Below are 20,913 nucleotides of genomic sequence, written 5' to 3'. Positions count from 1 at the left end.
CCCCCGCGGCCGTGCGGAGGAGGACAATGGGAGTCATGACGAACACGGAGGAGCGGACCGCCGCTCAGACGCCCGACCCCGCCGCCGCCCCGCGCCCCCGCGCCACCGCGAACCGCTCGACGACCCCCGCCTCCGACCGCTTCCGCGACTTCATCGCGTCCGGCTGGGCCGAGCGGGAGGAGCCGCTGCCTGCTCCGCGCGAGCAGGCGTCCTTCGCCGCCTCCCGCCGCGAGCGCCTCTCCGCGCTGCACACTGGCGTGCGCATCGTCGTCCCGGCGGGCCGTCTCAAGCAGCGCGCGAACGACACCGACTACCCGTTCCGTGCGCACTCGGCCTTCACCTGGCTCACCGGCTGGGGCTCCGACTCCGAGCCCGGCGCGGTCCTCGTCCTCGAGCCCGCCGGGTCCGGCCACAGCGCGACGCTCTACTTCCGCGAGCGCGCGGGCCGCGACTCCGACGAGTTCTACGCCAACCCCGAGATCGGCGAGTTCTGGATCGGGCCGCGTCCGTCGCTCGCGCAGGTCGCGAGCGATCTCGGCCTCGCCACCCGCGGGATCGCCGAGCTCGACGCGGTCCTCGACGCGCACGACGGCGTCCCCCTCGCCGTGCTGCGCGAGGCCGACCCGGCGGTGACCGGCCGTCTCGACGCGGTCGAGGCCGACGAGCAGGCGGACCGCGACGCGGCGCTCGAGCGCGACATCGCCGAGCTCCGCCTGGTCAAGGACGCCTACGAGATAGCCGAGCTGCGCGCCGCCGTCGACGCGACGGGCCGCGGCTTCGAGGACGTCCTCTCCGACCTGCCGCGCATCATCGCCCACGAGAAGGGCGAGCGCCTGATCGAGGGCGTCTTCAACGGACGCGCGCGCGCCGACGGCAACGCGGTCGGCTACGACACCATCGCCGCGGCGGGCCCCCACGCCTGCATCCTGCACTGGACGCGCAACGACGGGCCGGTGCGCCCCGGCCAGCTGGTGCTGCTGGACGCCGGCGTCGAGCAGGACAGCTACTACACCGCCGACATCACGCGCACCTTCCCGGTGGACGGCCGCTACACGGACGCCCAGCGCCAGGTTCACGAGACGGTGCGGGAGGCGGCCGACGCCGCGTTCGCGATCGTCCGACCCGGCATCCGCTTCCGCGAGGTTCACGCCGCGGCGATGGCCGTCATCGCGCGGCGCACCGCCGAGTGGGGCCTGCTGCCGGTCAGCGCCGAGGAGGCGCTCGAGGCCGACAACCAGCAGCACCGCCGCTACATGGTCCACGGCACCAGCCACCACCTCGGGCTCGACGTGCACGACTGCGCCCGGGCACGGCGCGAGATGTACCTCGACGGACTGGTCGAGGAGGGCATGGTCTTCACGATCGAGCCCGGCCTCTACTTCCAGCCCGACGACCTCACGGTCCCGGAGGAGCTGCGCGGCATCGGCGTCCGGATCGAGGACGACGTGCTCGTCACCGCCGACGGCGCCGAGAACCTCTCGGCCGGCATCCCGCGCTCGGCCGACGACATCGAGGCGTGGATGGCCCGACTGGCCCGCTGAGCCCGGTCGCCCGCGGGGAGCCCCGGCCGCTCAGGCGGCGAGGGGCAGCGCGAACTCCCCGCGGGCGGCGGCGAGCGCCAGCCCGTCGAGCAGCGTCGCCAGCTGACCGGCGGGAGCGTCCGGGTCCTCCGGGTGCCACTGCACGCCCACGAGGGGGGCCGCGACGTGCTCGACGGCCTCGATCACGCCGTCCTCCGCCCGGGCGACGACCCGCAGCCCCGGAGCGAGCAGGTCGACCGCCTGGTGGTGCGCGCTCTGCACCGCGAGCGCCTCGGACCCGAAGAGCCCGCCGAGCACGGAGCCCGCAGCGAGCCCGACCTCGTGCCGGTGCATGCGCTGGTGAGCGGGGGCCGCCGCGTTGACGTGCTCCGCCTCCGGACCCAGGTCCTGCACCAGCGTGCCGCCGAGCGCGACGTTGACGATCTGCAGGCCGCGGCAGATGCCCAGCAGCGGGGTCCGGCGGGCCAGTGCCCGGTGCACCAGCGCGATCTGGGCGGCATCCGCGCGCTCCGCGTGGGGGCCCTCGGCCGGGTAGCCGCGGTCGGCGCCGTACTGCTCGGGAGCGATGTCCTCGCCGCCCGCGAGGACGAGGGCGTCCGCCCCCGCCGTGCGCGCCAGCAGCTCCTCCGTGCCCAGCTCCTCGGCGGCGAAGCGCTCCGCCCGCCAGCCGCGCTCGTGCGCGAGAGCGAGGATGCGGCCGTTCAGGATCTGCACGTAGGCGTGGTACTCCTCGCGGCCGGGTCGCACGCGGGCGACCTCGACGATGGCGAGCGAGCGGGTCATGACTCCATCCTGGGCACGCCGCCGCCGCCGGTCGAACCGCCGTGTCACGCGGTGTCACACTCCGGCCGTACGATCACGGAGTGACCTCGCCGAGCCCGTCCCTCCCGGAGCGCGTGCAGCAGGCGCGCTCCGAGGTCTCCGTCCTCGCCGGGACCACTCCCGAGCGCCGGGTCCGACCGCTGCGCGAGGCCGTCGAGCACGTCGCCGCCGGCGGCTCCCCCGATCCCGGCGCCCTGCTCGACGCGGTCGACTCGCTGGTCGGGCTCGTGACCCGCGCCGAGGTGCAGCTGAGCGGCGTCGAGCGCTCCGTGCGGGACGACCTGGAGCGGGCCGCCACCCTCTCGGACCTGCGCACCTCGGCGCAGCTCGCCTCCGCCGCCGACGTGGCCGTCGCGTGCGCCGCGGCACGGTCGCTCCTCCTCGACGCCGACGACGCCCGGTCGGCCGGCGCCCGCCACGATCCTGCCGCGCTGCTGGTCCTGCTGCTCGACGCCGACTCCGCTCTGGACGCCGTCGTCTCCGGGTACCGCGAGCCGCGGGCCCAGGCCGAGCGCCAGCTCCTCCTGTTCGAGGCGGCGCGCACCGCGGCCCGGCTCGGTGCCGAGTCGGTGCTGCTCCTGGCCGCCGTGCACGGCGAGCGCATCACCGCGGCACCCCGGATCCTCGCGGAGGAGACGCTCGGGCAGCTGGACACCGCGGTGCGCCGTGCGGCAGGCGATCCGGCCGGCGCTCTGGACGAGGCCCGCGCTGCCGCCGACCGCGCCCGCTCCGCGCTCGACGAGGCCCTGGTCGACCTCGACGGCGCACCCCCGTCGCTCCGCCCAGCAGCCGTTCCCGGAGGCCTGCCCGCGGCCTGAGCACGCAGGCACCCGGCACCGGCGCGCGTGCCATAGTGAGGGACATGGCCTCCTTTCTCGTCGTCCCCCAGTGGCAGGGCTCGGCGTCGACGCGCGCGATGCGCCTCGTCGACGGAGCCGAGGCGATCCGGGGCGATCTGCCCTCCTCCGCCACCACGACCCTCGACATCCCCGCCGAGGCGGGCGACGCCCAGGACACCGGCATCCGCCGCTACGCCTCGGTCGCCACCGTCGCCGAGCGGGTGCGCGAGGCCCTCTCGGGCCGCACCGGTCCCGTGATCACGATCGGCGGCGACTGCGGCGTCGAGTTCGCGGCGATCGGGCACGCCGTGCGCTCGGCACCGGGCCCGGTCGCGCTGGTCTGGCTCGACGCCCACCCGGACGCGCACACTCCCGAGTCCTCCCCCAGCGGCGCCTTCTGCGGCATGGTCCTCTCGGCCGCGCTGGGCCGCGGCGTCGGCCTCCTGAGCGCGGGCGCCGAGGAGCGGGTGGCCGACGAGCGCGTCGTCCTCGCCGGTGTCCGCTCCGCCGACGACGGCGAGCTCGAGCCGCTGGTCGAGCGGGGGGCCGCGGTGCTGACCGCGGACGCCCTCGACCCGGAGTCGCTCGTCGCGGCGGTCGAGGCGACCGGTGCCACCTCCGTCTACGTGCACCTCGATCTGGACGTGCTCGACCCCGCCGATCTCGCCGGGCTGTTCGACCCGGTGCCCTTCGGCGTTCCCGCCTCGCGCCTCGTCGCGAGCCTCGACGCCCTCCGGTCCCGCTTCCCGCTCGCGGGCGCCGGCGTCACCTCGTTCGCCCCGTCGTCGCCGACCGCGGCCGAGGACGACCTGCCCACGATCCTCCGCCTCCTCGGCGCTCTGTCCCGCGGGGCCTGAGAGAGCCCTGCCATCGGCGCGCAAGCCCGAGCGCGTGTCGGCGGCACCCGGCAAGATGGTCGGACGCGACCGAGCGGAGGAACGATGAGCGACGAGAGACCGCGCGTGCGCACCGAGCGGCGCGGGACCGTGCTCGCGATCGTGCTGGACCGGCCCGAGAAGCGCAACGCCGCCGATCTGCGGCTGCTCGCGGAGCTGGCGTCCGCGTACGGGGAGCTCGACCGCGACCCGGAGCTGCGCGCCGGCGTGGTCCTCGCCGAGGGCGGGCACTTCACGGCCGGGCTCGACCTCGCCGACATCGGGCCCCGCCTGGGCTCCGACGGCCTCGACTTCGTGCCCGAGGGCGGTCTCGACCCCTGGGGCCTGCGCACCCGCCCCGTGAGCAAGCCGGTGGTCATCGGCCTCCAGGGCACCTGCCTCACGCTCGGCATCGAGCTCGCGCTCGCGAGCGACGTCGTCCTCGCCGAGCGGTCCACCCGCTTCGGCCAGATCGAGGTCGCCCGCGGCATCCTGCCCTTCGGCGGAGCGACGCTGCGCTTCCCCCGCGCCGTCGGCTGGGGCGACGCGATGCGCTGGATCCTCACCGGCGACCTCTTCGACGCCGAGGAGGCCCACCGCATCGGCCTCGTGCAGCAGGTCGTCCCCGACGGGACGGTCGCCGAGGCGGCCTGGGCGCTGGCCGCCCGGATCGCCGCGCAGGCGCCGCTCGCCGTGCAGGCCGCCCTGGCCAGTGCCCGGCTCGCGGTCGCCGCGTCCGACGCCGAGGCCGCGGCCGCGCTCCCCGGGGCGCTCGCGCGTCTCGCGGCGTCCGAGGATGCGCGCATCGGCACCGAGGCCTTCCTCCAGCGCACGACGGCGGAGTTCACCGGACGATGAGCGACGAGAGCACCACCGTCACGGCGCCCGGCGGCTCCTCCCTCGAGGCGCAGCAGGAGCGCGCCGCGCAGCAGCTCGAGATCCGGCTCCGCTACGGCGACCAGGTGTGGGAGCTGCGCGAGGTCGACCACTTCGCCGTCTTCTCCCGCCGCAGCACCGCACGACGGGCCGGGCGCGTCCTCGTGGCCTCCGGCTTCCAGATCGCGATCTCGCGGCTGAGGCTGAGGCAGGTCCTCGTCGCGAGCCACCACGCCGCGGTCGACGAGGAGTCGACCACCGCGTTCCTCCGCCAGGTGATCGAGGCGGTCGAGAGCCACGGCGGCCGCTACGACGGCTGGCGGGCCGAGATCGTGCCGGCGCATTGAGCGCCGGGCACCCACCGACGACGGGGCTCGACGCCTCCGAGAACCCCAGGGAGACAGCATGAGCAGCACGACGGACGAGTTCGACGTCATCGTCATCGGAGCAGGGCCGGTGGGCGAGAACCTCGCGGACCGCGCGGTCCAGGGCGGCCTCACCGCGGCCGTCGTCGAGAGCGAGCTCGTCGGGGGCGAGTGCTCCTACTGGGCGTGCATGCCCTCGAAGGCGCTGCTGCGGCCGCCGATGGCGCTCCGCGCCGCCCGTGATCTCCCCGGCGCGGCGCGGGCGGTGAGCGGAGGAGTCGACGTGCCCGCGCTCCTGGCCCGCCGCGACTCCTTCACCAGCCACTTCGACGACCACGGCCAGGTGCAGTGGCTCGAGGGCGCCGGCATCGAGCTCGTCCGCGGGCACGGCCGCCTGAGCGGCGAGCGCGAGGTCACCGTGACCGGACCCGACGGCGAGGTGCGCGTGCTCCGCGCCCGCTCCGCCGTCGCCGTCGCGACCGGCACCACCGCCGTCGTCCCCGACATCCCGGGCCTGCGCGCGGCATCCCCCTGGACGAGCCGCGAGGCCACCTCGGCCGAGGAGGTGCCGCCGCGCCTCGTCGTCATCGGCGGCGGAGTCGTCGCGACCGAGATGGCGACCGCCTACGCCGGCATGGGCTCCTCCGTCACGCTCGTCGCCCGCAGCGGACTCCTCGCGCCGTTCGAGCCCTTCGCCGGCGAGCTCGTCGGCTCGGCGCTCCAGGAGCTCGGCGTCGACCTGCGCCTCGGCGACTCGCCCGTCTCGGTCGAGCGCCGGTCCGACGGCACCGTGGCGGTGACGCTCGAGGGCGGCGACGTCATCGAGGCCGACCAGGTGCTCGCCGCGACCGGCCGCGCCCCGCACACCCGCGACGTCGGCCTCGAGACGGTGGGCCTCGAGCCCGGCTCCTCGCTGACGGTCGACGACACGATGCTCGTGCTGGGCGGCGACGGTGCTCCCCTCGGCGGCGGGCGTCCGTGGCTCTACGGGGTCGGCGACGTGAACCACCGCGCACTGCTCACGCACCAGGGCAAGTACCAGGCCCGTGCGGCCGGCGACGTGATCGTCGCGCGCGCCACCGGTGCCGAGGTCCACGACGCCCCCTGGGGAGCGCACGTCGCGACCGCCGACCACGAGGCCGTGCCGCAGGTCGTCTTCACCGACCCCGAGGTCGCGTCGGTCGGCCTCACCGCCGCGGCGGCCGAGAAGGCCGGCTACCGAACCCGCGTCGTCGACTACGAGATCGGCTCGGTCGCCGGCGCCGCCCTCGCCGCCGACGGCTACACGGGCACCGCGAGGATGGTCGTGGACGAGGACCGGAAGGTCGTCCTCGGCGTCACCTTCGTCGGCAAGGAGGTCGGCGAGCTGATCCACTCCGCGACGATCGCCGTCGTCGGCGAGGTGCCGCTCTCGCGCCTCTGGCACGCGGTCCCCTCCTATCCGACGATCAGCGAGGTCTGGCTGCGGCTGCTCGAGACCTACGGACGCGACAGCGCGTGAGCGCGCTCCGTCGAGCCGTCGCGACGGTGGCCCTGGATCCGGCGATCACCCGGCCCGGCTACCTCTTCGCGTGCGCGGTCGGACTCGCCTGGGGCGCGCTGTGGAGCACGGGCCCGATCCGGCGCAGCCACGGCCTCGTCGTCTTCACCGGTCTGCCCTCCTGGGCGTTCGGCCGCGGAGGGTCCTGCGTAGGCACGAGCTATCTCACGGGCACCAACGTCTCCGACAGCGTCCTCGAGCACGAGGCCGTGCACAAGGAGCAGTGGCGGCTCTACGGGATGTGGTTCCCGTTCGCGTACACGGTGGCGGGTCGCGATCCGCTGCGCAATCGATTCGAGATCGAAGCCGGTCTCGAGAAGGGCGGATATCTCCGTGGTCAGTGACATGACGGGGCGCGTCGTCGTCCTCACCGGAGCCAGTTCCGGCATCGGCCGGGTCGCGGCGGGAGCGCTGGCGTCCGCCGGTGCCCGCGTGGCCGTGGTCGGGCGGAACCCCGAGCGCACCCGCGCGGTCGCCGCCGACGTGGGAGGGGACGCGTTCCTGGCCGACTTCGACCGGCTCGACGACGTCCGTGCCCTAGCCGACGGCCTCCTCGAGCGCTACGAGCGGATCGACGTGCTGGCGAACAACGCGGGCGGGCTCGTCTCCCACCGCGCCGAGACGGTCGACGGCCACGAGCGGACGATCCAGAGCAACCATCTCGCGCCGTTCCTGCTCACGCGGCTCCTGCTCCCGCGGATGATCGAGACCTCGAGGGAGCGGGCCGGCGTCCGCGTCGTCTCCACTGCGAGCCTCGCGAACCGCTTCGGTCGCCTGAGGCTCGACGACCTCGACAACCGCCGCGGTCCGTGGCTCGGCGGCTGGCGGGCGTACGGCACGTCGAAGCTGGTGACGATCCTCTTCATCCGCGAGCTGGCGGAGCGCCTGCTGACGACGTCGGTCGACGCGTACTCGTTCCACCCGGGCGTCGTCTCGACGAGCTTCGGTGCCGACAGCACGATGATGAAGCTGATGACGAGCCTCTCGGTCGGCTCCTTCGGGATCTCCGCCGAGGCGGGTGCGGTGCCGCTGATCACCCTCGCCTCCGAGCCCGACGTCGGTGCCGCCAGCGGCACCTACTTCGACCAGCTGACACCGCACGGCTCCCTGAACCCCCAGGCCCGAGACCGCGCTCTCGCCCACGACCTCTGGACCCTCTCCAGCCGCCTCGTGGGCGTCTCTCCCACCCTGTAGCCCGCTGCCGCTCCCCGCCCCGCCGCCGACTCGGCGCGGGGCGGCGCGGAGCACCCGGCGCGCTCGCCGGGAGGATCTCGACACGCCCTCTCCGAGGGCTGCCCGATCAGCAGGTCTGCGCGCGGTCGTCGGGCTCGGTCTGTGCCCGCGAGCTGCTCGATCAGCCGCGAAATCGGTCGGGCGTGGATCTCGAAACTCCCTCTCCGAGGGCTACCCGATGAGCATGTCCGGGCGCGGTCGCCCGACTCGCCAGGCACCCGAGAACCGCTCGATCACGCGCGAAGTCCGTCGGAGTGGATCTCGAGACGCCCCCTGCGAGATCCACTCGATCAGCATCGTCCTCCGCGGTCGCGCCCCTGGCGCGCCGTCCCCGCGGCCGCGCCCCCGGCGCGCTGTCCCCCGCGGTCGCGCCCCCGGCGCGCCGCACCCCTACGAGCAGCGCCCGGAGCGTCGCAGGGCGTCGTTCTGCAAGGCGGAGGAGGAAGCGATACCGGCGGTATCGCGCCCGACGACAACGCCGCAGAACGTCGCCCTGCGGCGCTCCGGGTCAGTTGGACTCTTGGCGGCCGAGGCGCCAGTACCCCATGAACGCCACCCGCTTCCGGTCGAGTCCGAGCTCGGTGACGAGGCAGCGGCGGATCAGCTTCACGGCGCCGGCTTCTCCGGCGATCCAGGCGTAGAGGCCGGGGTCGGTGCTCTCGTCGGGGACCTCCCAGAGCATCTCGTGGTCGACGTCGATGTCGCTGACGTCCACGCCGCGGTGGTGGGCGGTGAGGAAGCGGGTGGCCCAGGCGCGGACCGCGTCGCCGAGGGCCGCTCCGGGGGCTGCCGCGTGGGCGCGGACGATCCAGGTGACGTGGACGCCGGCGGGGTGGCGGAGCGGGAGGCGGTCGTGGGCGGTGGGGACCTCGAGGAACGCGGCTCCGGTGGCGTCGTCGTCGAGGCTCTCGAGGATCGCGGCGATGGCGGGGACGGCCGTCTCGTCGCCGGCGAGGAGGAGGGAGGTGGCGGCGCCGGGGTGGAACTCGACTCCGCCGCCGGGGAGGTCGGAGCGCGTGTCGGGCGCGATGATGACGATCTGGTCGCCGGCGCGGGCGCTCTCGACCCAGGCGGAGGCCGGTCCGGTGTCGCCGTGGGCGGCGAAGTCGATGTCGACCTCGGCGTCCTCGGGGCGGACGGCGCGGATGGTGTAGGTGCGGAGCGGGTTCCGGAGCTCGTCGGGGAGCTGTCGCCAGCGGCCGTACCAGTCGGGGTCGAGTCCGTCGGGTCCGTCGGGGTCCGAGACGGAGGCGAGGAAGGCGGGGGCGTCGGAGGCGGCGGTGGGGACGACGAGCTTGATGCGCTGGTCGGGGCCGGTGCAGCCGACGTGGTCGAGGCCGGTGCCGGTGAGGGTCACGCGGATGAAGTGCGGGGCGATCCGGGTCGCTGCGGCGACGGTCGCGAGGTACGGCCGGTAGGCCGGTCGGGCGGGGGCGGCGGTCGTCGGAGGCATCGCCTCAGTCTCGCACAGAAGGTAAGCCTTGCCTAACACTCAGCCGGGACGCCCGGCGGACGGTCAGCGCGCGGCGTGCTCGGCGGAGGTGCGCAGGCGCGCCTCCACGTCGGCGGCGAGCTCGGCGACGACGGGGCCGGCCCCGCCGATCCAGGCGCAGAAGTCGTGGCGGCCGTCGGCCCACGGGTAGTCGCCGTCGACGACCGACATCTCGCCGACCCAGGCCCGGACCGCGCGGTCGAGTGCGACTCCGCGGGAGCATCGCTCACCGGTGCCGGGGGCGCCCGAGCGCTCGGAGCGGCCGAGCCAGGTGACGCAGACCCGTCCGGGGGCGGCGAGCGGCGGCAGTCCGCGCGCGTCGTCGACCTCGACGAAGACCTGGCCGCGGGCGGTCGCGGGGAGGGTGTCGAGGATGCTCTGGATCCACGGCACGACGGTCTCGTCGCCCGCGATCAGGAACTGCTTCACGTCGACCGGCGCGGAGCCGTCGCGGTCCTCGAACATGCACATCGTGTTCGAGTATAGGCAAGGCTTACCTCAGTGACCAGAGCCGGACCCTGACCATCCGCCGTGCGGCCGCGCCCGGACCCGTCATCGCTGCGGCCTCCCCCATCACCACTGCGGCGGGTGCCGCCTCTGCCAGCGCGCCCGCCGCTCGAGCTGCGCGCCGATCGCCAGCAGCGTCGCCTCACCGCCGGGTCGCCCGATCAGCTGGACTCCCATCGGCAGGCCCTCCTCCGTGGTGCTCAGCGGAAGGGTGATCGCGGGGAGGCCGCTAACGTTCACGAAGGACGTGTACGGCGTGTAGAGGCACTGCTGCTCGAAATTGCGCTCGGGATCCTCGAGGTCGTACCAGCCGACGGGGCGCGGCGTCATCGCCAGCGACGGCGTCAGGACCGCGTCGACGCCGGCGAATGCCGCGATCACCGCGCGCTCGTAGCCCGAGAGCCAGGACGCCGCCTCGACGATCTCGCGGGCGGAGCGCCGGCGTCCCTCCTCCACCAGCCAGCGGGTCAACGGCTCCAGCAGATCGAGGTCCGCGCCCTCGACGGGCAGGGTCGCCGCGCCGCTCTGCCACAGCGTCCGGAACGCGGCGGGGTACGCGGCGCTCGGGGGGAGCGACGCCTCCTCGAGCCCGTGGCCGAGCGCGGCCAGCGCGGCGATCCCCTCGTCCAGCGCGGCGCGCGCCTCCGGAGCGAGAGCGATCTCGTACTCCTCGTCCCAGGGCGAGTCCGTCAGCACGCCGATCTGGAAGCGCCCCTCTCCGCGCACCGCGGCGCCGAGGAACGAGCCGTCGCCGTCGCCGGGCGCGCCGAGCGACCAGCGCTGCGGGAGGCGGCCGTTCGTCCGCTCCAGCATGCCCTCGAGCAGGAGGCCCGCGTCGGCGACCGAGCGGGTGATCGGCCCGGCGACCGTCAGGCCGCCGACTCCGCCGATGCCGGAGAGCGCGGCGACACGTCCGCGGGAGGGCTTCAGTCCTACCAGGCCGCAGGCCGCGGCGGGGATGCGGATGGACCCGCCGCCGTCCGAGGCGGGGGCGAACGGCAGCAGTCCCGCGGCGACGGCGACCGCCGCTCCTCCACTGGATCCGCCGGCCCCGAGGCGGGTGTCCCAGGGCGTGACGGCGGGCGGGCCGATGCGCGTCTCGGTGTAGGAGGGCATCCCGAACTCGGGCGCCGCGGTCTTGCCGAGGCTGACCGCTCCCGCCGCGTCGAGCACCTCGACGATCTCGTCGGAGGCGGTGGGCACGTGGTGCTCGCGCAGCCGCGATCCGAATGCGGTCCGCACGCCCGCGCGCCGCCAGAGGTCCTTGTCGCCGCTCGGCAGGCCCCAGAGCGGAGCGGTGCCGGGCCCGGTGCCGAGCGATGACGCCCGCTCCCGCGCCCGATCGGCGGTCACCGTGGCGAAGGCGCCCAGCTCCCCGTTCCAGCGCTCGATCCGGGCGAGGTAGTGATCGGCGAGCTCGAGAGGCGTGACCTCTCCGCGCTGCAGCCAGTCCCACTGCTCCTGGGCGCTGAGGTGGTGGAGTTCGAACATGGAACGACCCTATTCCGCCGCTCCGGGGAGCCGGCGGAACAGGGTCGTGGGGGTCAGGCCGCGCGGCGGCCGCTCTCGCTCGCCTCGTCGATGCCCTTCCGGGCGCCGTCGGGCACCACGGTGTCGCGGTCGATGCGGGCGCCGGTCGCGATCACGGCCGAGCGTCCGATGCGGGAGTAGCTCCCGATCCGCGCCCCCGGTCCGATGATCGCCTCGGGCCCGACGTGCACGTTCGCGCCGATGAAAGCGCTGTGCCCGATCATGGCGTCGCGGTCGACCCAGCTGCCCGCGCCGATCCAGGCGCGCTCGCCCACGGTCGCGCCGGGCTCCACGTAGGCGCCGGTCTCCACGTACGCGGTCGCCGAGACGCGCGATCCGGGAGCGACCATGCCGCGTCCGTTCGCGTGGCGGCGGTAGACGATCTCGTCGTCACTGCCGCGCGCCCCTCGACCCTTGTTCATCCCTGTTCCTGCCATCTGCCTCTGGCTCCTCCGAGCTGTCCGGTGGGCGGGGCGCCGAGCCCCGTCCCGTCATCGGTACACAACAGCGGCGAGCGCCCGCGCATTCCCCGTTCGGGGGGCGCTGGCGCGGGGTGGAGGCGGGGCGGCGGGCGGAGCAGAGAGCGGGCGTCGGAGCGGACCCGCGCGGGCGTCCCCGGAGCGTCACTCCACCGCGTCGGCGACAGCGGTCACGACCGCGCGGAACCGGTCCGGCGCCTCGCGGATCCGCCGCCGCAGGAGGACCCTGGCGAGCGCCGACGAGGCGGGTGCGGCGACCAGCTCGCACTCGACCCGGGCCCCCTCCTCGTCCGCCAGGACCCGCCACTGCTCGACGCCGAGCACGGGGAGTCGGCGCTCGAGCCCGCTCCCCCGCCGCTCGTAGGCGCCGTCGGCGGCGAGGACGTCCGCGAGGGCGGCGAGCACCGGGGCGGGGTCGGCGTGGAGGACGGAGGCGAGGGCGAGGAGGCTGCGCACGGCGGCAGTCTCGCACGCCCCCGCGTCAGGAGCGGGCGTCGAGGACGCGCCGGAGCCAGTCGAACGACGCCTTGGGCACGCGGTCCCGGCTGCGCGTGTCGACGGCCACGAGCCCGTGCGGGCGGCTGTAGCCGTGCTGCCACTCGAACGCGTCGACCAGGGTCCAGAGCTGCACGGCCTCCACCGGCAGTCCGTCGTGGACGGCCTCGGCGAGAGCGGCCAGGTGAGCCCCGAGCCAGCGGATCCGCTCCGTGTCGACGATCGCACCCTCGCGATCGGGCTCGTCGGGGTAGCTCGCGCCGAGCGCGGTCACCACCAGCGGCGGCAGGGCGTCGCCGTAGCGCTCCACGAGGGACCGCAGCACCGAGACCACCGCCCAGGGTGCGACCGGCAAGCCGTCGCCCGTGCGGTCCAGCTCCGGCCAGGGCGCCGTGTGGAAGGGGAGCGCGGGAGGAGCGCCCACCCCGGTCGGCAGCGCCGGGTCGCGGCCCGCCACGATCCGCAGCGGCGGCAGCGGCGCGACCGCGTAGAAGTCGAGCGGAGCCGAGATGCGCGCGAGGTCGACCGGATCCGCCTGCGCGAGGGCGCCGAGGAACGGCGGCAGCTCCTCCGGTCCGACCGGGTAGGACCCGGTCAGCACGGCGTCGGCCACCAGGCGGTTCCGCAGGACGTCCGCCAGGGAGGCGAAGGCGCGGTCCCGGTCGTCGTCGGAGGCGGGCTCGACGGGCGCGAGCGCGTCGACCAGGCCGATCCTCCCGGTCACCTCCGCCGCCCGCAGCGCCTCCAGCGCCACGCCGTGCCCGAGGAGCTGGTGGTGCAGCGCCGGCAGGGCGCTGAACAGCCGGCCGGCGCCCGGCGCCTGCCGCGCGAGCGCGTAGCCCTCGAGCATCACCGTCGACGGCTGGTCGAGGGTGATCCAGTCGGCGACCCGGTCGCCGAACCGCCCGCCGAGCTCGAAGGCGAGATCGCCGAAGCGGAACGCGGTGTCGCGGTTCATCCAGCCGCCGCTGAGCGCCGACGGGGTGTCGCGGTGGTGCAGGGTCAGCGCGACCCGGATTCCCGTCTCGGCGAGCCCGTCGAGCAGGCGGTCGTAGAAGCCGAGCCCTCCGCGGTCGATCGGCCCGCGGCCGTCGGGCTGCAGCCGGGGCCACGAGACCGAGAGCCGGAGCTCGTCGACGCCGAGATCGACCAGCAGCGCGAGGTCCTCGCGCCAGCGCAGGAGGAAGTCCGTCGCGATCTCGGGAGTGGCCTCCTCGGCGATCGTCCCCCGTCGCAGTGCGAAGTCGTCCCACACCGACCGGCCCCGGCCGCCCGTCTCGAGGGAGCCCTCCGTCTGGAAGGCGCTCTGCGCCAGTCCGATGCGCAGGCCCGGCGGCAGGAGCCCGCCCAGCTCGCGCGGATCGTCGAAGCGCGCGGCCTCGACGCGCACCTCCCGCCGATCGCGCCCGCGGGCCTCGTCTTCGCGCATTCCACTGTCCTCCGGATCTGATCGACGGGTATATTCTCGCGGAAGCGCTCTCCCGGATCTCCCCGACTCCCCCGACCGACTGAGACGCCTCCTCCGGATGGTGTACATCCGGGAACAGTGGTGCGGCGCGCTTGACAGCTCCCCCCTGCCCCCGTGCAATGGACGCATCGTGAAATCGGGCGTCGACGTGGCAGTACCGGGGGGTTCACCGGTCGTGCCGGTGCCCCGACTCCGCCGATCCCCGCGGCGCACGGCCGCCCTGCTGCTGGTGCTCCTCGCGGCCGTCGCCTCCGTCTCCGGGCTGGCCGCGCCGGCCGCGCAGGCCGCCGCTCTCGCGATCACCGCTCCCTCCTCCGGCGCGGTCCTCAGCACGGGAGCGACGACGGTCACCGGCACGGCGACGGCCGGGGACCAGGTGCAGATCGGGCTCCGCGGCGGCGGCGACCCCCTCTGCATCACCACCGCGGGCCCCGACGGCGGCTGGAGCTGCGCCGTCTCCCTCGACGACGGGCCGGCGACCCTGGTCGCGGTGGAGCTCCTCGCCGGCGGCGGGACCACCTCGGCCGCCGTCCCGATCGCCGTCCTCAGCGCCCCCGTCATCGAGTCGGTCGACGGCTCGGCGACCTCCGCGGGCTCGGTCCGCGGCACGGCCTACCCCGGCGCGAGCGTCGCCGCGGTCTCGAACGGCGGCGCCGCGTGCCTGGCCACCGCCGACTCCGGCGGCGCGTGGTTCTGCCAGCTCGCCCCCACTCCGGCGCCGGGCAGCTACCGCGTCACCGCGACGCAGACCGCCTCCTTCGCCGGCAGCGCCGCCTCGCCGGCCAGCGCGCCGGTGACCCTCGAGGTCGACACCGCTGCTCCTGCCGCCCCCGCCCTCACCTCGCCGTCGAACGGCGCCGCCCTGCCGCTCGGCGGCGCGTCCTACTCCGGGACGGGCGTGGACGGCACTCGCGCCTACGTGTACGTGGACCGGGTCAACACCTGCGACGCGGCGGTCAGCGGAGGCGCCTGGAGCTGCACCGGCGGCACGATCACGGCGGGCGCGCACCGGGTCTCCGCCATCGCCGGCGACAGCGCCGGCAACTACAGCCCGCCGAGCCCCTGGATCGACGTGACCTTCGCGGCGGCGACGACCGCTCCCACCGGCACGCCCAGCGCGACGACGCCGGCCGCCCCCGGAGCCGCGCCCAGCGCGCCCGGGGCCGCCGCGTCTCCCGCTCCGAGCAGCGCGGCGCCGACCGCGTCCCCGTCGCCCGTCCGCCCCGGAGAGGCCGCGCCCGCGCCCGAGGACGAGCCGACCGCCGAGCCCACCGCAGCACCGGTCCCGGCTCCCGACCAGGACGGCGGTGACGTGCCGCCGCAGCCCGCCCCCGACGCCGGATCGGAGCCGGGCGGCTGGAGCGCGGCGACCGGGATGACCACCGCGCTGTCCGCCGGATCGCCCGTCGTCTCGATGGCCGACTGGATGCGCTCCCTCGCCCTCGCTCTGCTCTCGCTCGCCCTGGTCGTCGTGCCGGCCCGCCTCGCCGCGGCCGGGCGCGCGCCCCGTGCCGAACGCAGCTGGCACCTCACGGGCCGCAACCGCGCCGCCGTCGAGTACGACGACAAGCCGGACACCGGTCCCGCCTCGCCGCGCCTGATGGTCGTCGGGATGATCGGCTGCGCAGCCGGCCTCGTCCTGCTCTCGGGACGCGTCGACGGCCAGCCCGCCTACCTGCGCCTGCTGATCGCCGTCATCGTGGCCGTCGCCGTGGTCAACGCGGTCGCCGCCGCCGTCCCCGCGCTGGTCGGCCGACGGATCGGCGTCAGCGGGATCGGCGTCGTCGCCGCTCCGCGCGCGCTGCTCCTGGTCGCGGCGGCCGCTCTCGTCTCGCGCTTCGCGGGACTGGACCCGGCGCTCCTCTTCGGCGTGGTGATCGGCCTCGTCCTCCCCGAGGGCGCGTCCGCCGTCGACCGGGCGAAGCTCTCCACCGTCCGCGTCGTCTCGCTGCTGGGCCTCGCCGGATTCGCCTGGGGCGCCTCCGCCGTGGTCCCGCCCGACGGCTCGTTCGGCTCCGTGCTCGCCGCGGAGGTGCTCAGCGCGACCACGCTGATCTCGGTCGGCTCGAGCGTGGTGCTGCTGTTCCCGGTCGGGCGCCCCGCCGGCCGCAGCATCCTGCGCTGGTCCCCGCTGCTCTGGCTCGGGCTCACGCTCCTCGCGACGACCGTGCTGTTCGTGCTGCTCACCCCGACCATCGCGTCCTGGTCCACCGACGGCGGAGCGGGCCCGGTGCTCTTCGCTGTCGTCGCCTTCAGCGCGGTGTGCACGTCGATCTGGGCCTGGCGGCGCTTCGTCGAGTCGGAGTAGCCGGGCTCGGGGGCCCGCTCAGCCGATCGAGACGGGCCGGTCGAGGTCGTCGCCCGGCAGCACGTCGGCCACGGCGCCGACGGTCAGCTCGCGCAGCGTCGCTATGCCGCCGTAGACGCCGAGGAACGCGGTGTCGGCCGCGTCGCGTCCCGTCGCGATCCGCACGAGGCTCGACCGCGGCGCGAGCGTCGTCGCGTCGACCGCCCGCCACTCCCCCTCGATCCAGGCCTCCGCGACCGCGTGGAAGTCCATCGGCTGCAGTCCCGGGGCGTACACGGCCGCCAGTCGGGCGGGCACGTCCAGCGCACGGAGGAGGGCGACGACGAGGTGCGCGAAGTCGCGGCAGACGCCGCGGCGGGCGAGCAGCGTCCGCTCGGCCCCGTCCGTCGAAAGGCTCGAGCCGGGGACGTACGCCAGCCGCGTGCCGACCCAGGAGCTCACCGCGTGCAGGAGGTCCGCCCCGGCGAGGCCGGCGAACTCGGCCCGGGCCGTCGCCCACAGCACGTCCGACTCGGCGTAGCGGCTCGGCCGCAGGTACCGCAGCCGGTCCACCTCGTCGCCCTCGAGCGGATCGAGGCGTCCCAGGACGCGCGCGGAGTAGTCCACGACGAGGTGCCCGACCGGCGCGTCGAGCACGTGTAGCCGGGTGCCGTGCTGGTCGATCACCTCGCGAGCGGCGAGCGGGCGGCCGTCGACGGTGAGCGTCAGCGACTCCTCCGCCCCGTACGCGTCGGCCACCGCGATCGAGAGGACGAGGGCGGCCGGAGCCGCGACGTCGAGGGTCAGGTGGGCCGAGACGTCGCGCTGCATGGGACTCTTCTCCGGGGCGTGGCTGGTGGGGGTCAGGCGCCCTGCTCGCCCTTCGGCGGCGGGGTGGGGGCGGCGTCCGGCTCCTGCACGAGCTGCAGCCCGCCGGACGAGTTCGCCGAGACGGTCAGCAGGTCGATCCAGGTGCGGTTGATCGAGGGGACCCGTCCGCCGAAGTACTTGAAGTAGAGGGGCACGGAGGGGTCGAGCCAGATGCTCGACCGGCCGTCGCCGACCGCCGGGTCGTCCCGCCAGGAGAAGAAGAAGCTCTCTCGGCGGCGCAGCTTGTTGGCGATGACGATCTGGACGTGCGTGAGCGTGCGGTCGTCGAACTCGATCTCGACTCCCGAGGCTCCGTAGAGCAGCTTCCCCATGGGGGCCTCCCGGCCGCCCGTCGCCGGGCGGTGCATGACGGTGCCCGCGGGCACGAGAAGCGGGACCGTTCCGGCGCCCGCCGTGGACCGGGCGGCTCGCATCCGGACGCGAGCGCCCGGGCGCGGAACCGCCCGGTGACGACTCTAGGCGAGGCGGCGCGGGCGCGCGGGATCCTCGTCCGATTCCCGAACACCGGGCTCCTCCGGCCGGAAGGACGACCGGTCCGGAGGCGCACCCGGCGCCCTGTCGGATCCGGGCGAGACGCGCCGGGGCACTGCCGCGCGCATGTCGGAGGTCGGACGTACGGTACCCGCATGATCGAATGCGCACTCTGCGGAACCGACGCCGTCGTCCTCGACCGCTCCGGCGGCCGCGACACCGAGGAGGAGCTCGTCGTGCTCTGCGCCGACTGCACCCCGGGCGAGATCACCCAGGCCCTCGAGGCCGGGCTGCTCGAGCCCGCTCGACGCAGCGCGCACGCCCGCGCCGCCTAGAGAGCGGCACGTCGGACGGAGTGCCCCCACTGGGACTCGAACCCAGACTGAGACGATTTTAAGTCGTCTGCCTCTGCCGATTGGGCTATGGGGGCGACCACCGGGAGGAGGGATCCTCCCGGCGGCGGTGTCAGGACTTGGCGGGCTCGCCGCCGACCGGGACCGGAGCACCGGCCTGGCCGGGGATCTGCGCCGGGGCCTGCGCGGCCGGAGCCTCGGCGGCCGGGGCCGCCGGACGCGGACGCGACGCGTAGGTCTCGAAGGAGCCGCGGGGGTACTCGCGGGCCTCGATCGAGGCGATGTCGCGGCCGAGCCAGAGGTTGTTCCACCAGCCCCAGACCACGCGGAACTTGCGCTCCCACGAGGGCATGGCGAGACCGTGGTAGCCGCGGTGCATCACCCAGGCGGGGAAGCCCTTCACGGCGATCTTGCCGGACTGGAACACGCCGATGCCGATGCCCAGGCCCGCGACCGCGCCGAGGTTCTTGTGCACGTAGTCGACCGGCTCCTCGCCGCGGAGGACCGCGGTGATGTTCTTGGCCATGAGCTTGCCCTGGCGGACGGCGTGCTGGGCGTTCGGCACGCAGAAGCCGCCGACGCCGCCGCCGGTGAGGTCGGGGACGGCCGTCGCGTCGCCGGCGCCCCAGGCGCCCTCGACGAGCACGTCGTCGTGGCCGACGCGGAGGTCGGCGCGCACGCGCAGGCGGCCGCGCTCCTCGATGGGCAGGTCGGAGTTCTTGATCGACGGGTTCGCCATGACGCCCGCGGTCCAGATGATGAGGTCCGACTCGAAGCTCTCGCCCGTCGACAGCTGGATGACGCCGTTCTCGGCCGACTTGAGCTGCGTGTCGAGGTGCACGGTGGCGCCGCGCTGGTCGAGGTTCTTCAGCACCCAGTGGCTCGTCTCGAGGGCGACCTCGGGCATGATCCGGCCCATCGCCTCGATGAGGTGGAACTGCGTCTCCTCGAAGTCGATCTCGGGGTAGCGCTTGAGCAGCGCGCTCGCGAAGGAGCGCAGCTCGGCGAAGACCTCGATGCCCGCGAACCCGCCGCCGACGACCGTGACGGTCAGCAGGCGCGAGCGCTCGGGGCCGGCGGGGAGCGACGCGGCCTTGTCGAAGTTCGTGAGCATGCGGTCGCGGATCGCGGTCGCCTCCTCGATCGTCTTCAGGCCGATCGCGTTGTCGGCGACGCCCGGGATCGGGAAGGTGCGCGAGACGGAGCCGGCGGTGACGACGATCTGGTCGTACTCGAACTCGTAGGGCTCGCCCACGGTCGGGGTGATCGTCGCGGTGCGGTTCGCGTGGTCGATCTTCGTCACCTTGGCGGCGAGGATCGCGGTCTTCTTGAGGTGGCGGCGGAGCGAGACGATCGCGTGGCGCGGCTCGATCGACCCCGCGGCGACCTCGGGGAGGAAGGGCAGGTACGCCATGTAGGGCAGCGGGTCGACGATCGTGACCTCTGCCTCGTGCGGGCGGAGCTGCTTCTCGAGCTTCCACGCGGTGTAGAAGCCGGCGTAGCCGCCTCCGACGATCAGGATTCTGGGCACGGTTGACTCTCCAAGAGGGATGGACAATGCGAACACCCTCACGCAATGCGAAGTGCCCGCTCTCGATGCGGTGGGCAGCACTGACCCCGACTGGGAATCAGCTTAGCGAAGAGCGCGCCGGTGGTGGCGCCTCCGTGGCTCCGGTAGGAGCGGCTACGCGTCGAGCGGCCTGCAGGCGCAGCGCTCGGGAGACCAGTCGGCGCGGGCCAGGGCCAGATCGCCGATCGGATTGACGCCGGGGCCCGCCGCGAGGGCGTGCGCGGCGAGGGCGTGGAGGCACTTCACCCGCGAGGGCATGCCCCCGGAGGAGATGCCCGCGACCTCGGGGACGGAGCCGACGCTCTCGCGGTCGGCCAGGAACGCCCGGTGCGCAGCGGCGTACGCCTCGCGCAGCTCCTCGTCCTCGGCGAGCATCGCGTTGTACTCGACCATGACCTGGGTGGCCTCGAGCTGCGAGATCGCGGCCGTCGCGGCGGGGTGGGTCAGGTAGTAGAAGGTGGGGAACGGCGTGCCGTCGGACAGGCGGGGGCTCGTGGAGACCACCGTCGGGTCGCCGCAGACGCAGCGTGCGCTGATCCCGACGACGTCCCGGGCGGGACGGCCCAGCTGGGCGGAGACGACCGCGATGTCGCGCTCGGACGGCGGATCGAAGGGGGGCGTGGTCACGGGGGCTCCAGAGGACGGACGGCCGGGAGGACGCTCCAGTGTACGCGGGGCCGGGCGGGAGCGACGGGTAGGGCGGGAGCTACGGAGTCGGTGTCAGCTCATCGGCGGTCGGCTCGCCGAGGCCCGAGACCGCGATCGAGGACAGCAGGGAGCCGGCCCAGTCGCTCGGGGTCTCCTGCACCGTGTCGCTCGCGGGCTGCTGCGCCTGCTGGGCGAGCGTCACGTCGTCGAGCACGAGGTAGCTCACCTCGCCGGGCATCACGAAGTACAGCCGCTCGCGGGCCTGCGCGCGGATGAACGCCGGGTCGGACCAGCGGGTGCGCTGCTCGTCGAGGTTCTGCGCCTGGGTCTTGGCCGCGTCGACCGAGCGCTGCAGCTCGGCGATCTCGGCGCGCTGCTCGACGAAGTTCTTGATGCTCGGGGCGAGCACGACCACCGCGAGGATCATGATCCCCATCACCAGCAGCGTGAAGCCGGAGCCGCGGACGCCGGCGATCCACGCGGACGAGGGCGGAGCGGGCGGCTGCTTCGGGCGGGGGGTGCGCGGGGCGGATGCGGCACGGGGCGCCGAGGGCGTGCGGGAGCCGGAGGCTCCTCGCTTCTTCCCGGCGGACGACGTGCCGGCGGCCGGCCGCGCGGGCCTCTCGGGCAC

General features: G+C 74.8%; 23 protein-coding genes and 1 tRNA gene. 11 read left to right on the top strand and 13 right to left on the bottom strand.

What is annotated here, in order from left to right:
- Positions 1-35: 35 nt before the first annotated feature.
- Complete coding sequence (locus C5B93_RS05585; protein WP_258068153.1) at positions 36-1,541, top strand: aminopeptidase P family protein; 1,506 nt, start codon at positions 36-38, stop codon at positions 1,539-1,541.
- Positions 1,542-1,571: 30 nt separating this feature from the next.
- On the opposite strand, the gene C5B93_RS05580 is transcribed toward C5B93_RS05585, so the two are convergent.
- Entirely contained in the window at positions 1,572-2,324 is a 753-nt protein-coding gene (locus C5B93_RS05580; RefSeq protein ID WP_104225036.1) for a gamma-glutamyl-gamma-aminobutyrate hydrolase family protein, read from the bottom strand.
- Between the two features lie 80 nt (positions 2,325-2,404).
- Here C5B93_RS05580 and C5B93_RS05575 point away from each other — a divergent pair, with 80 nt between their 5' ends.
- The 7 genes from C5B93_RS05575 to C5B93_RS05545 all read left to right on the top strand — a co-directional run bounded on the left by C5B93_RS05575 (position 2,405) and on the right by C5B93_RS05545 (position 8,052).
- Positions 2,405-3,181 carry a hypothetical protein gene (locus C5B93_RS05575; protein ID WP_104239623.1) on the top strand — a complete coding sequence of 259 codons (777 nt, stop codon included), beginning with the start codon at positions 2,405-2,407 and terminating at the stop codon, positions 3,179-3,181.
- A 44-nt stretch (positions 3,182-3,225) separates the two neighbouring features.
- Positions 3,226-4,059 (top strand): arginase family protein, encoded by an 834-nt coding sequence (locus C5B93_RS05570; RefSeq protein ID WP_104291992.1) that lies wholly within the window; start codon positions 3,226-3,228, stop codon positions 4,057-4,059.
- A gap of 84 nt (positions 4,060-4,143) precedes the next feature.
- Positions 4,144-4,935 (top strand): crotonase/enoyl-CoA hydratase family protein, encoded by a 792-nt coding sequence (locus tag C5B93_RS05565; protein WP_104256199.1) that lies wholly within the window; start codon positions 4,144-4,146, stop codon positions 4,933-4,935.
- Complete coding sequence (locus C5B93_RS05560) at positions 4,932-5,300, top strand: ribonuclease E inhibitor RraB (protein WP_104225032.1); 369 nt, start codon at positions 4,932-4,934, stop codon at positions 5,298-5,300. The genes C5B93_RS05565 and C5B93_RS05560 overlap by 4 nt, the downstream gene beginning before the upstream one ends.
- A gap of 58 nt (positions 5,301-5,358) precedes the next feature.
- Positions 5,359-6,819, top strand: a complete 1,461-nt coding sequence (locus tag C5B93_RS05555) for an NAD(P)/FAD-dependent oxidoreductase (protein ID WP_104291991.1) — start codon at positions 5,359-5,361, stop codon at positions 6,817-6,819.
- Entirely contained in the window at positions 6,816-7,202 is a 387-nt protein-coding gene (locus C5B93_RS05550) for a Fe-S oxidoreductase (protein WP_104291990.1), read from the top strand. Before C5B93_RS05555 ends, C5B93_RS05550 begins: the two co-directional genes overlap by 4 nt.
- Positions 7,192-8,052: an SDR family NAD(P)-dependent oxidoreductase gene (locus tag C5B93_RS05545; RefSeq protein ID WP_258068152.1), complete on the top strand. Its 861-nt coding sequence runs from the start codon at positions 7,192-7,194 to the stop codon at positions 8,050-8,052. Before C5B93_RS05550 ends, C5B93_RS05545 begins: the two co-directional genes overlap by 11 nt.
- Positions 8,053-8,599: 547 nt before the next feature.
- On the opposite strand, the gene C5B93_RS05540 is transcribed toward C5B93_RS05545, so the two are convergent.
- From C5B93_RS05540 to C5B93_RS05515, 6 genes are all read right to left on the bottom strand, one after another.
- Positions 8,600-9,544: a siderophore-interacting protein gene (locus tag C5B93_RS05540; RefSeq protein WP_104227424.1), complete on the bottom strand. Its 945-nt coding sequence runs from the start codon at positions 9,542-9,544 to the stop codon at positions 8,600-8,602.
- A gap of 63 nt (positions 9,545-9,607) precedes the next feature.
- Entirely contained in the window at positions 9,608-10,054 is a 447-nt protein-coding gene (locus tag C5B93_RS05535) for an SIP domain-containing protein (RefSeq protein ID WP_104291989.1), read from the bottom strand.
- Between the two features lie 102 nt (positions 10,055-10,156).
- Positions 10,157-11,581 carry an amidase gene (locus C5B93_RS05530; protein WP_104291988.1) on the bottom strand — a complete coding sequence of 475 codons (1,425 nt, stop codon included), beginning with the start codon at positions 11,579-11,581 and terminating at the stop codon, positions 10,157-10,159.
- A gap of 53 nt (positions 11,582-11,634) precedes the next feature.
- Entirely contained in the window at positions 11,635-12,042 is a 408-nt protein-coding gene (locus tag C5B93_RS05525) for a transferase (RefSeq protein WP_104334124.1), read from the bottom strand.
- A 201-nt stretch (positions 12,043-12,243) separates the two neighbouring features.
- The gene (locus C5B93_RS05520) at positions 12,244-12,555 is read right to left on the bottom strand and encodes a hypothetical protein (protein ID WP_104291987.1); all 312 of its coding nucleotides are present in this window, start codon (positions 12,553-12,555) and stop codon (positions 12,244-12,246) included.
- Positions 12,556-12,580: 25 nt separating this feature from the next.
- Positions 12,581-14,023: a glycoside hydrolase family 1 protein gene (locus C5B93_RS05515; RefSeq protein ID WP_181068339.1), complete on the bottom strand. Its 1,443-nt coding sequence runs from the start codon at positions 14,021-14,023 to the stop codon at positions 12,581-12,583.
- A gap of 220 nt (positions 14,024-14,243) precedes the next feature.
- Here C5B93_RS05515 and C5B93_RS05510 point away from each other — a divergent pair, with 220 nt between their 5' ends.
- Positions 14,244-16,370: a hypothetical protein gene (locus C5B93_RS05510; RefSeq protein ID WP_181068338.1), complete on the top strand. Its 2,127-nt coding sequence runs from the start codon at positions 14,244-14,246 to the stop codon at positions 16,368-16,370.
- 18 nt (positions 16,371-16,388) lie between these two features.
- Here the strand turns inward: C5B93_RS05510 and C5B93_RS05505 are convergent, their stop codons facing one another.
- Positions 16,389-17,180, bottom strand: coding sequence for a transglutaminase family protein (locus tag C5B93_RS05505; protein ID WP_104291984.1), 792 nt, complete (start codon positions 17,178-17,180; stop codon positions 16,389-16,391).
- A 32-nt stretch (positions 17,181-17,212) separates the two neighbouring features.
- Positions 17,213-17,551: an ATP-dependent DNA ligase gene (locus C5B93_RS05500; RefSeq protein ID WP_068211888.1), complete on the bottom strand. Its 339-nt coding sequence runs from the start codon at positions 17,549-17,551 to the stop codon at positions 17,213-17,215.
- A 315-nt stretch (positions 17,552-17,866) separates the two neighbouring features.
- Here C5B93_RS05500 and C5B93_RS05495 point away from each other — a divergent pair, with 315 nt between their 5' ends.
- Positions 17,867-18,046: a hypothetical protein gene (locus C5B93_RS05495; RefSeq protein ID WP_104225020.1), complete on the top strand. Its 180-nt coding sequence runs from the start codon at positions 17,867-17,869 to the stop codon at positions 18,044-18,046.
- A gap of 21 nt (positions 18,047-18,067) precedes the next feature.
- Here C5B93_RS05495 and C5B93_RS05490 read toward each other — a convergent pair.
- From C5B93_RS05490 to C5B93_RS05475, 4 genes are all read right to left on the bottom strand, one after another.
- Positions 18,068-18,141, bottom strand: a tRNA-Leu gene (locus C5B93_RS05490).
- 35 nt (positions 18,142-18,176) lie between these two features.
- Positions 18,177-19,595: an NAD(P)/FAD-dependent oxidoreductase gene (locus C5B93_RS05485; RefSeq protein WP_104225019.1), complete on the bottom strand. Its 1,419-nt coding sequence runs from the start codon at positions 19,593-19,595 to the stop codon at positions 18,177-18,179.
- A 153-nt stretch (positions 19,596-19,748) separates the two neighbouring features.
- On the bottom strand, positions 19,749-20,261 hold the full coding sequence (locus C5B93_RS05480) for a DUF501 domain-containing protein (RefSeq protein WP_104291983.1): 513 nt from the start codon (positions 20,259-20,261) through the stop codon (positions 19,749-19,751).
- A gap of 79 nt (positions 20,262-20,340) precedes the next feature.
- The gene (locus tag C5B93_RS05475; RefSeq protein WP_104239595.1) at positions 20,341-20,718 is read right to left on the bottom strand and encodes a septum formation initiator family protein; all 378 of its coding nucleotides are present in this window, start codon (positions 20,716-20,718) and stop codon (positions 20,341-20,343) included.
- On the opposite strand from C5B93_RS05475, the gene C5B93_RS17205 reads away from it, so the two are divergent.
- Positions 20,708-20,913, top strand: a 206-nt coding sequence (locus C5B93_RS17205) for a hypothetical protein (RefSeq protein ID WP_181068337.1), incomplete at its 3' end; no start/stop codon positions are given. The genes C5B93_RS05475 and C5B93_RS17205 overlap by 11 nt on opposite strands.

The sequence above is a fragment of the Rathayibacter sp. AY1A2 genome (assembly GCF_002930935.1).
Taxonomy (GTDB): Bacteria; Actinomycetota; Actinomycetes; order Actinomycetales; family Microbacteriaceae; genus Rathayibacter.
The sequence above is the reverse complement of the archived record's forward strand: the minus strand, read 5'-3'. Positions and strand labels throughout refer to the sequence as shown.